The sequence below is a fragment of the Cellulomonas biazotea genome (genome assembly GCF_004306155.1).
In the GTDB taxonomy this organism is placed as follows: domain Bacteria; phylum Actinomycetota; class Actinomycetes; order Actinomycetales; family Cellulomonadaceae; genus Cellulomonas; species Cellulomonas biazotea.
On sequence record NZ_BIMR01000091.1, the window covers coordinates 1 to 8,427 of the forward strand.

Sequence of the window (8,427 nt, forward strand, 5' to 3'; positions counted from 1 at the left end):
CTGCGAGATCCACACGAGGCGCTCGGGGTCGCGCACGACGATGTCGTCCACGGCCTCCGGGGAGTTGACCACCTGGATGTGCTCGGGCGCCTCGCCCTGCGTGCCCTCGACCTCCTCGTGGCCGTCGTGGCCGATGAGCAGGATGTCGTAGTCCTCGGCGGCGAACCGCACGGCCTCCTTGTGGACCTTCGTCACGAGCGGGCACGTCGCGTCGATGGTCTGGAGCGAGCGGGCGGCGGCCGCGGCGTGCACGGCCGGGGAGACGCCGTGCGCGGAGAACACGACGCGCGCGCCTTCGGGCACCTCGTCGGTCTCGTCGACGAACACGGCGCCGCGGGCGGCGAGCGTCTCGACGACGTACTTGTTGTGCACGATCTCCTTGCGGACGTACACGGGGGCGCCGTAGTGCTCGAGCGCCTTCTCGACGGCGACGACCGCACGGTCGACGCCCGCGCAGTACCCGCGCGGGGCCGCGAGCAGCACGCGCTTGGTCGGCGGCACGCCGGGGGCCTGGTCGGTCGCAGAGGTCACGTCGCGAGTCTACGTTCGACCCGCTCACGGACCCGCCCGGGGCGGCCCGGTGTGACGCACCTGCACGTGACGTCCACGCCACTCGCACGACCCCACCGCCCCCGCCGCCCCGCGCCCTGCGGCCCCCGCGACGCCCTCGACCCCGTCATCGTGACCGCGAAAGGCCACGGAGTCGGTCGTGATGACGGGGTCGGCGACGGACGGGCCGGCAGAGGGCGAGGAGGGGGGTCCGGGGGTCGGGGTGTGGGGGGCGTGAGGCAGGCTGTGCGGGTGAGCACCGAGCCCCAGCCGCCCGCGGCGCGCCTGCCGCTGCCGCTGCGCGCGGCCGAGACGACGCCGGAGCGCCCGTGGCCGGTGCGGCACCTCGCCCCGAAGATCGCGGACTACATCGCGAGGATGCCGCCGGTGTGGGTCGAGGGGCAGGTGCTCAACCTCAAGCGGTGGAACACCATGTACTTCCTCACGCTGCGGGACACCGACCTCGACATGTCGCTGTCGGTCACGGCCCCCGCGGCGGCGGTCCGACGGCTGGGCGACGGCGTCGCGGACGGCGCGCACGTCGTCGTGCACGCGAGCCCCCGGTTCCACGCGAAGAAGGGCGACCTGTCGTTCCAGGCCGACGACCTGCGGCTGGTCGGCCTGGGCGAGCTCCTGGCGCGCATCGAGCACCTCAAGGGCGTGCTCGCGGCCGAGGGGCTGTTCGACCCGTCGCGCAAGCGGCCGCTGCCGTTCCTGCCCGCGGTCGTGGGGCTGGTGTGCGCGCAGCAGGGCGACGCGGAGCACGACGTCGTGTCGAACGCGCGCGCCCGCTGGCCCGGGGTGCGGTTCGAGATCCGGCGCGTCACGGTGCAGGGCCCGCGCGCGGTTCCGGAGGTGTCGGCGGCGATCGCCGACCTCGACGCCGACCCGCACGTCGAGGTCGTGGTCGTGGCGCGCGGCGGCGGCTCGTTCGAGGACCTGCTGCCGTTCAGCAACGAGACGCTGGTGCGTGCCGCGGCGGCCTGCCGGACGCCGCTGGTGTCCGCGATCGGGCACCACATGGACACGCCCCTGCTGGACCTCGTGGCCGACCTGCGCGCGTCGACGCCGACCGACGCCGCCAAGCGCGTCGTGCCCGACGTCACCGAGGAGCGGGCGCGGGTCCTGCAGCTCCGGCAGCGGTCGCGCGGCGCGCTCGTGCACCGGCTGACGCGTGAGCAGGCCGGGCTCGACCACTGGCGCTCACGCCCCGTCCTGGCGTACCCCGCGACGCTCGTCGACGCCCGCGAGACCCGCGTCCACGTGCTGCGCGACTCCGCGCGCCGCGCGCTGCAGACGGCCCTCGCGCACGGCCGCGCCGAGGTCGCGGGGCTCGCGGCGCAGGTCCGGGCCCTGTCACCGGCGGCGACGCTCGAGCGCGGGTACGCGGTCGTGCAGCGCGCGGACGGGCACGTCGTGCGGGACCCCGCGGACGTCGAGGCGGGCGACCGGCTGCGCGTGCGGGTCGCGGGCGGCGAGCTCGGCGCCGAGGTCGTCTGACCCGAGCCTCGCGTCGTCCCCGCCGGGGCGCGGTCGAGCGGCGCGCCGTCGGGCCGAGGTCCCGGCATCGTCCCCGGGCACCGTCCGGCGGTGTGGGCCGCGGGTGGTTGACTGTGCGTCGTGCCGAGGACGCCCGAACCGAGCAGCGCCGCCCCCGACTCCCCTCCCCCCGCCGTGAACCCGCCGGACGCGCACGCCGACGTCGCGGCCCTGACGTACGAGCAGGCGCGTGACGAGCTGGTCGCGGTCGTCGCACGGCTGGAGGCCGGCGGCGAGTCGCTGGAGGAGTCGCTCACGCTGTGGGAGCGCGGCGAGGCCCTCGCGGCCCGCTGCCAGCAGTGGCTGGACGGCGCACGCGACCGGCTCGCGGCGGTCCGCACCGAGCACCCGACCGGCGCGGCCGCCGGCGCGACCCCGACCGGCCCCACCGAGGAGGACGACCGATGAGCGGCACGACGACCGAGCGGGCGCTGGTGATCGGCGAGGCGCTGATCGACGCGGTGCAGCGGTCGGACGGCTCGCGCAGCCAGCACCCGGGCGGCAGCCCGGCGAACGTGGCGCTCGGCCTCGGCCGGCTGGGGCGGCAGGTCGACCTGCTGACGTGGCTCGGCCGCGACGCGGACGGCGACACGGTGCGCCGCCACCTGGAGGCGTCGGGCGTGCGCGTGCTGGAGGGCGACCGCGTGGCGGACCGGACCCCGGTCGCGACGGCGAACCTCGACGAGCACGGCGTCGCGACGTACGAGTTCGACCTGGAGTGGGACCTGCCGACGTCGTGGGACGAGGCGCCGGGCGACCCGCTCGTCGCGCACACCGGCTCGATCGCGACGGTCCTGCAGCCGGGCGGGACGCGGGTCGCGCAGGAGCTCGCGCGCCGTCAGGGCACGTCGACCATCACGTACGACCCGAACCTGCGGCCCGCGCTCATGGGCTCGCCCGCGCACGCGCTGCCGTTCGTCGACGCGCTCGTCCGCCTCGCCGACGTCGTCAAGGTCAGCGACGAGGACCTCGCGTGGCTGCACCCGGGCGTCGCCCCGGCGGAGATCGCCGAGGAGTGGAGCCGGTCCGGACCCGCGCTGGTCGTCGTGACGCACGGCGGCGAGGGGGCGTTCGCGAGCACGTCGGCGGGTGCCCGGCTCACGGTGCCGGCGCCGCGCGTGCAGGTCGCGGACACCGTCGGGGCGGGTGACTCGTTCATGGGCGGGCTCGTCGACGGGCTGTGGTCCGCGGGGCTGCTCGGCGCGGGCCGGCGGGAGGCGCTGCACGACGTCGACGCGGCGACCGTCGAGCGCGTGCTGGAGCGGTGCGCGCGCATCGCGGCGATCACGGTGTCGCGCCCCGGGGCGAACCCGCCGTCGTCGGCCGAGCTCGACGCCTGACACCGGACCGGCCCGCGCCGGAGGGCGGGCGTCGGGCCGTGCGTCGTCAGGCCGTCCGGGCCTGCTGCTTCTGCTCCCGGGCGTGCGCCCGCTCCAGCGACGCCTTGCGGTCCTGCTCGTTCTGCTCGTCGAGCGTGCGCGCCTGGTCGGCGTCGAACGTGAGGTTGTCGCCCGTCTCCGGGTCGAACACGAGGATCTTCCCGGCGTCGAACCACAGCTCGGCGTCGTCGCCGTCCCGGACGCGGCTGTCGGAGGCGAGCGCCACGACGAGCTGCGTGCGCAGGCCCTCGCCGTCGAGGTCGCGGTCCAGCTCCTCGAGCTTGCCGGCGACCTGCGGGTTCGTCTCGAACGGGATGTAGGCGAACAGGTCGGAGCCGAGCCACTCGGTCACGTCCACGTCGGCGTGGAACGTGACGCCACCCTCACGGTTCTGCCGGGAGGCGACCGCACCGTCCTCGAAGTGCTCGGGGCGGATGCCGACGATGACGAGCCTGCGGTCCCCGAGCCGCTGCCGGAGCGCGGCGGAGATCGGGACGTCGGCGATAGGCAGCCTCAGGACGTCCCCGGAGACCTCACCGGGCAGGAAGTTCATGGGCGGCGAGCCGATGAACCCGGCGACGAACAGGTTGACGGGGTGCTCGTACAGGGCGCGCGGTGAGGCGACCTGCTGCAGCTCTCCCTTGCGCAGGACGGCGACGCGGTCGCCCAGCGTCATGGCCTCCGTCTGGTCGTGCGTCACGTAGACGGTCGTCGTGCCGAGGCGCCGCTGCATGCGCGCGATCTCGGTGCGCATCTGGCCGCGCAGCTTGGCGTCGAGGTTCGACAGCGGCTCGTCGAACAGGAACGCCTGGGCCTCGCGCACGATCGCGCGTCCCATGGCGACGCGCTGGCGCTGCCCGCCGGACAGGTTCGCGGGCTTGCGGTCGAGGTGGTCCTGCAGCTCGAGGGTCTTCGCGGCGAACGAGACCTTCTCGCGGATCTGCTCCTCGGTGAACTGGCCCTTGGTGAGGCGCAGCGGGAACGCGATGTTCTCGAACACCGTGAGGTGCGGGTACAGGGCGTAGTTCTGGAACACCATGGCGAGGTGCCGGTCGCGCGGGGCGCGCTCGTTGACGCGCTCGCCGCCGATCGTCAGCTCGCCCTCGGAGATGTCCTCCAGCCCGACGATCATCCGCAGCAGGGTCGACTTCCCGCAGCCGGACGGCCCGACGAGGATGACGAACTCGCCGTCGGCGATGTCGAGGCTCACGCCCTTCACGGCGTGGAACCCGTCGGGGTACCGCTTCTGGATGTCGGTGAGGGTGATCGCAGCCATGGAGGTCTCCTTCGGGTCAGCCCTTGACCGCGCCCTGGGTCAGGCCCGCGACGATCTGGCGCTGGAACAGCATCACGAGGATCACGACGGGGATCGTGACGATCACCGCCGCGGCGGAGATGGCACCGGTGGGCTCCTCGAACTGCGAGGCACCGGTGAAGAACGCGAGGGCGGCGGGGACCGGCCGGGCGCGGGACGTCGACGTCAGCGAGATGCCGTAGACGAAGTCGTTCCAGGCGATGAAGAACGCGATGAGCGCGGTGGTGAACACGCCGGGCGCGGCGAGAGGGACGATCGCCTTGCGGAACGCCTGCCAGCTCGTCGCACCGTCGACCTGCGCGGCCTGCTCGAGCTCCCACGGGATCTGCCGGAAGAACGCCGCGAGCGTCCAGATGGAGATCGGCAGGGTCAGCGACAGGTACGGGATGATCAGGCCGAGCCACGTGTCGTAGAGGCCGATGTTGCGCCACAGGTTGAACAGCGGCGTGACGATCGAGATGACGGGGAAGATCGAGACCCCGAGCGCCGTGGTGAGGATGAGCCGCTTGCCGCGGAAGTCGAGCCGGGCGATCGCGTACGCGGCGAGCGTGGCCAGGACGACGGCGATGCCGGTCGCGATGAGCGAGATGCCGATCGAGTTGCGCAGCGACGGCAGGAACAGGTCCCGAGCGGAGCCCTCGGGCCCGAGGATCTCGTTGTAGTTGGTCCACGTCCACTGCGACGGCAGGAACGTGCCCGTGTTGAGCTCGCTGGGCAGCTTGAACGACGTCGCGACGATCGACGCGACCGGGAACAGCGCGTACAGCAGCACCAGGACGGTGATGACGGCCCAGCCGACCTTGAGGCGGGTGGACATGGTGCTCATCAGCTCTCCCCCCTCGCACCGGCCAGATCGACCTTGAAGAGCTTGATCGCCCCGATGCAGATCCCGATGACCGCCAGGAACAGCAGCACGGAGATCGCGGAGCCGAGCCCGATCTCCAGTCTCCCGATGGACGTCCGGTAGGCGAGCAGCGACAGGACGGTCGTGCCCGCCGAGCCGTTCGTCATGATGAAGACGTTGTCGAAGATGCGGAACGCGTCGAGGGCCCGGAACAGGACGGCGACCATGATCGCGGCCTTCATGTTCGGCAGGGTGACCCGCTTGAGCCGCTGCGCCCACGTCGCGCCGTCGACCTCGGCCGCTTCGTCGAGCTCCGAGGGGACCTGCGCGAGGCCGGCGAGCAGGAGCAGCGAGATGAACGGCGTCGTCTTCCAGATCTCCGAGGCGATGATCACGAAGATCGCGGTGCCGAACTGGGCGAACCAGTTGAGGTCCTCGCTGATCCCCGGGACCCAGTCGAACCACGTGTTGACGTAGCCGGAGTTGATGTCGAACGCGTAGAACCACGCGAACGCGGAGACGACCGTGATGATGCCGTAGGGCACGAGGATCGCCGTGCGCAGCAGGCCGCGCAGGCTCTTGATGGCCCGGTGCATGACGAGCGCCAGCGCGAAGCCGAGCACGAGCTCCACGGCCACGGTGATGACCGTGATGAGCACCGTGACCCCGAACGCCTGCCACCACACCGCGTCGGTCAGCACGACGCCGTAGTTGGCGAGCCCGATGAACGCCTTGTCGTCGGGCGCCGTCAGCCGGTACCGGAACAGCGAGTCGTACGTCGCCTGGAGGATCGGGTACAGCGTCACGGCGAGCATGACCACGAACGCCGGGCCGGCCAGGTACCAGCCGAGCCTGTTCTCCGCGCGCGCCCGGTCGCTCTGCAGCGCCTTGATCCGGCGCGCCTTCACGTCCCGCGCCTCGGGCGTCGCCGGAGGGGCCGCCTGCGTCGTCATGACACCTCCTCGCTCACAGGAGCTGGTCCCCGTGCAGGACCGCGGTGATGAACGCGGTCGACTCCTGCGGGGTGACCTCCGGGCTGACCGACGACGGCGGGTGCCACGTCTCCTGCAGCCCGGACGACACCTCGTTGTAGTACGGCGTCTGCGGCCGCGGGGCGGCCTGCTCCAGCGACTGCCGGATGACGTCCGCCATCGGGAACGCCTCGAGCACCTCGGGGGCGTCGTACGACGTCGTGTTCGACGGCGGGTTGCCGTTCTCGACGAAGTAGAACGTCTGGTTCTCGGGCTGCACGATGCACTCGGCGGCCGCGAACGCCTGGTCGACGTACCGGCTGTACGCCCCGACGCCGAGGTTGATCCCGCCGTACGGGGGCCGGGACTCCTGCGCCTCGTCGACCTGCGGGTACAGGGCCCAGCCGATGTCGTCGAGCACGGACTGCTCGATCGCGCCGTCCTCGACGCCCGCCTTGGTCGCGGGCCAGACGAACGGCCAGTTGACCATGAACGAGCCGCGGTCCCCCTGGAAGATCGTCATCGAGGCGTTCTCGTCCTCGGTCGGCAGCGCCGGGCCCGCCAGGTTGTCACGGCCGATCGTGCCGATGATCTCGGCCGCGGCGCGCCCCGCGTCGGAGTCCAGGCCGAGCTGCAGCTCGTCGGCCGGCGCCTCCGGGTTCTCCAGGATCTGACCGCCCGCCGACTCGACGAGCGCGTTGATCCACACGGTGAGCGACTCGGCCTTGGTGCCCTGCACGCTGAGGTACTTGTCCTGCGACGCGGACGCCTCCATGATCTGCTGCCACGTCACGGGCGCCGTCGCGGGGTCCAGGCCCGCGGCCTGCGCGACCGACTTGCGGTACCAGAGCAGCTGCGTGTTCGCCCAGAACGGGACGGTGACCAGCTTGTCGCCCCACGTCGCGCCGTCCAGCGCACCCTGCACGACGTCCTGCGACACGCGCTCGGCGACGTCGTCCGGGATGGGGGCGAGGAAGCCCGGCTCGGCGAGCTCGGGGATGAACGGCGGGTCGAGGCTCATGAGGTCGATCGACGAGTCCTTCGCCGCGAGCCGTCGGGCGAGCTGCTCGCGCTGCGACGCCGCGTCGCGCGGCAGGACCGACACCTCGATGCGGTACTCGCCGCCGGCGTCGTCGGTGCAGCGCTTCGCGATCTCCGCCTGGCCGCCGTCGTCCGGGTTGATGTACCAGGTCAGCAGCGGCGGGCCGGACTCGGCTGCGCACGCCGCGAGCGGCACGAGCAGACCGACCGCCGCCACCATCACGAGCGCTCTCGTCCGGCGTCGCACGAGCCACCTCCCCCGATGACGCGCCCTCGCGCCATGACCTTGCCTACTCCTGTTGTCGCAGGTCCGCTACACATATGCACCACCCGGTGCGGGTGAGGACGCCCGCCAGGCGGTCACCCGCTGCCGGTCGGGGCCGTTGCTGCCACGATGGCGGCGTGCCGAACGTGACGCCTGCCGAAGCCTGGTCCGCCCTGCGCGAGGGGAACGCCCGGTTCGTCCGCGGCGAGATGGAGCACCCGTCGCAGGGCATCGACCGCCGCGCCGAGCTGTCGGCGTCGCAGCACCCGTTCGCGGTGATCTTCGGCTGCTCCGACTCCCGGGTCGCGGCCGAGATCATCTTCGACCAGGGCCTCGGCGACGTGTTCGTCGTGCGGACCGCCGGGCACGTGCTCGACACGACCGTCATCGGGTCGATCGAGTACGGCGTCGAGGTGCTCGGCGCGTCGCTCGTCGTCGTCCTCGGGCACGACTCGTGCGGTGCCGTCGCCGCCGCGACCGACGCGCTGCGCGACGGCTCGCTCCCCCGCGGGTTCGTCCGGGCC

General features: G+C 72.7%; 8 protein-coding genes and 1 pseudogene. 4 read left to right on the plus strand and 5 right to left on the minus strand.

The genetic code is table 11. The features are described 5' to 3' along the window. Positions 1-531: pseudogene (locus CBZ_RS07490) on the minus strand (4-hydroxy-3-methylbut-2-enyl diphosphate reductase); the annotation flags it as partial. A 270-nt stretch (positions 532-801) separates the two neighbouring features. On the opposite strand from CBZ_RS07490, the gene xseA reads away from it, so the two are divergent. From xseA to CBZ_RS07505, 3 genes are all read left to right on the plus strand, one after another. Further along, the gene (gene xseA, locus CBZ_RS07495; protein ID WP_130780953.1) at positions 802-2,049 is read left to right on the plus strand and encodes an exodeoxyribonuclease VII large subunit; all 1,248 of its coding nucleotides are present in this window, start codon (positions 802-804) and stop codon (positions 2,047-2,049) included. 174 nt (positions 2,050-2,223) lie between these two features. Next, positions 2,224-2,496 carry an exodeoxyribonuclease VII small subunit gene (locus CBZ_RS07500; RefSeq protein ID WP_246013133.1) on the plus strand — a complete coding sequence of 91 codons (273 nt, stop codon included), beginning with the start codon at positions 2,224-2,226 and terminating at the stop codon, positions 2,494-2,496. After that, positions 2,493-3,428: a carbohydrate kinase family protein gene (locus CBZ_RS07505; protein WP_130780955.1), complete on the plus strand. Its 936-nt coding sequence runs from the start codon at positions 2,493-2,495 to the stop codon at positions 3,426-3,428. The genes CBZ_RS07500 and CBZ_RS07505 overlap by 4 nt, the downstream gene beginning before the upstream one ends. A 46-nt stretch (positions 3,429-3,474) precedes the next feature. Here CBZ_RS07505 and CBZ_RS07510 read toward each other — a convergent pair whose 3' ends face one another. From CBZ_RS07510 to CBZ_RS07525, 4 genes are read right to left on the minus strand one after another with little or no spacing between them, the layout of a single operon-like run. After that, a complete protein-coding gene (locus CBZ_RS07510) occupies positions 3,475-4,743 on the minus strand; it encodes an ABC transporter ATP-binding protein (RefSeq protein WP_130780956.1) in 1,269 nt (422 codons plus the stop codon). 16 nt (positions 4,744-4,759) lie between these two features. Further along, entirely contained in the window at positions 4,760-5,599 is an 840-nt protein-coding gene (locus CBZ_RS07515) for a carbohydrate ABC transporter permease (protein ID WP_373862144.1), read from the minus strand. An 8-nt stretch (positions 5,600-5,607) separates the two neighbouring features. Next, entirely contained in the window at positions 5,608-6,579 is a 972-nt protein-coding gene (locus tag CBZ_RS07520) for a carbohydrate ABC transporter permease (RefSeq protein ID WP_130780958.1), read from the minus strand. 13 nt (positions 6,580-6,592) lie between these two features. Next, the gene (locus CBZ_RS07525; RefSeq protein WP_130780959.1) at positions 6,593-7,858 is read right to left on the minus strand and encodes an extracellular solute-binding protein; all 1,266 of its coding nucleotides are present in this window, start codon (positions 7,856-7,858) and stop codon (positions 6,593-6,595) included. Between the two features lie 191 nt (positions 7,859-8,049). On the opposite strand from CBZ_RS07525, the gene CBZ_RS07530 reads away from it, so the two are divergent. Continuing rightward, positions 8,050-8,427 (plus strand): carbonic anhydrase (locus tag CBZ_RS07530; protein ID WP_373862145.1); only part of this gene is annotated, 378 nt, incomplete at its 3' end.

Bases quoted from the DNA above. Each gene is read 5' to 3' on its own strand.
- CBZ_RS07520 (WP_130780958.1), bottom strand. From the start codon at position 6,579: ATGACGACGCAGGCGGCCCCTCCGGCGACGCCCGAGGCGCGGGACGTG.
- CBZ_RS07510 (WP_130780956.1), bottom strand. From the start codon at position 4,743: ATGGCTGCGATCACCCTCACCGACATCCAGAAGCGGTACCCCGACGGG.
- CBZ_RS07525 (WP_130780959.1), bottom strand. From the start codon at position 7,858: ATGGTGGCGGCGGTCGGTCTGCTCGTGCCGCTCGCGGCGTGCGCAGCC.
- CBZ_RS07505 (WP_130780955.1), top strand. From the start codon at position 2,493: ATGAGCGGCACGACGACCGAGCGGGCGCTGGTGATCGGCGAGGCGCTG.
- CBZ_RS07515 (WP_373862144.1), bottom strand. From the start codon at position 5,599: ATGTCCACCCGCCTCAAGGTCGGCTGGGCCGTCATCACCGTCCTGGTG.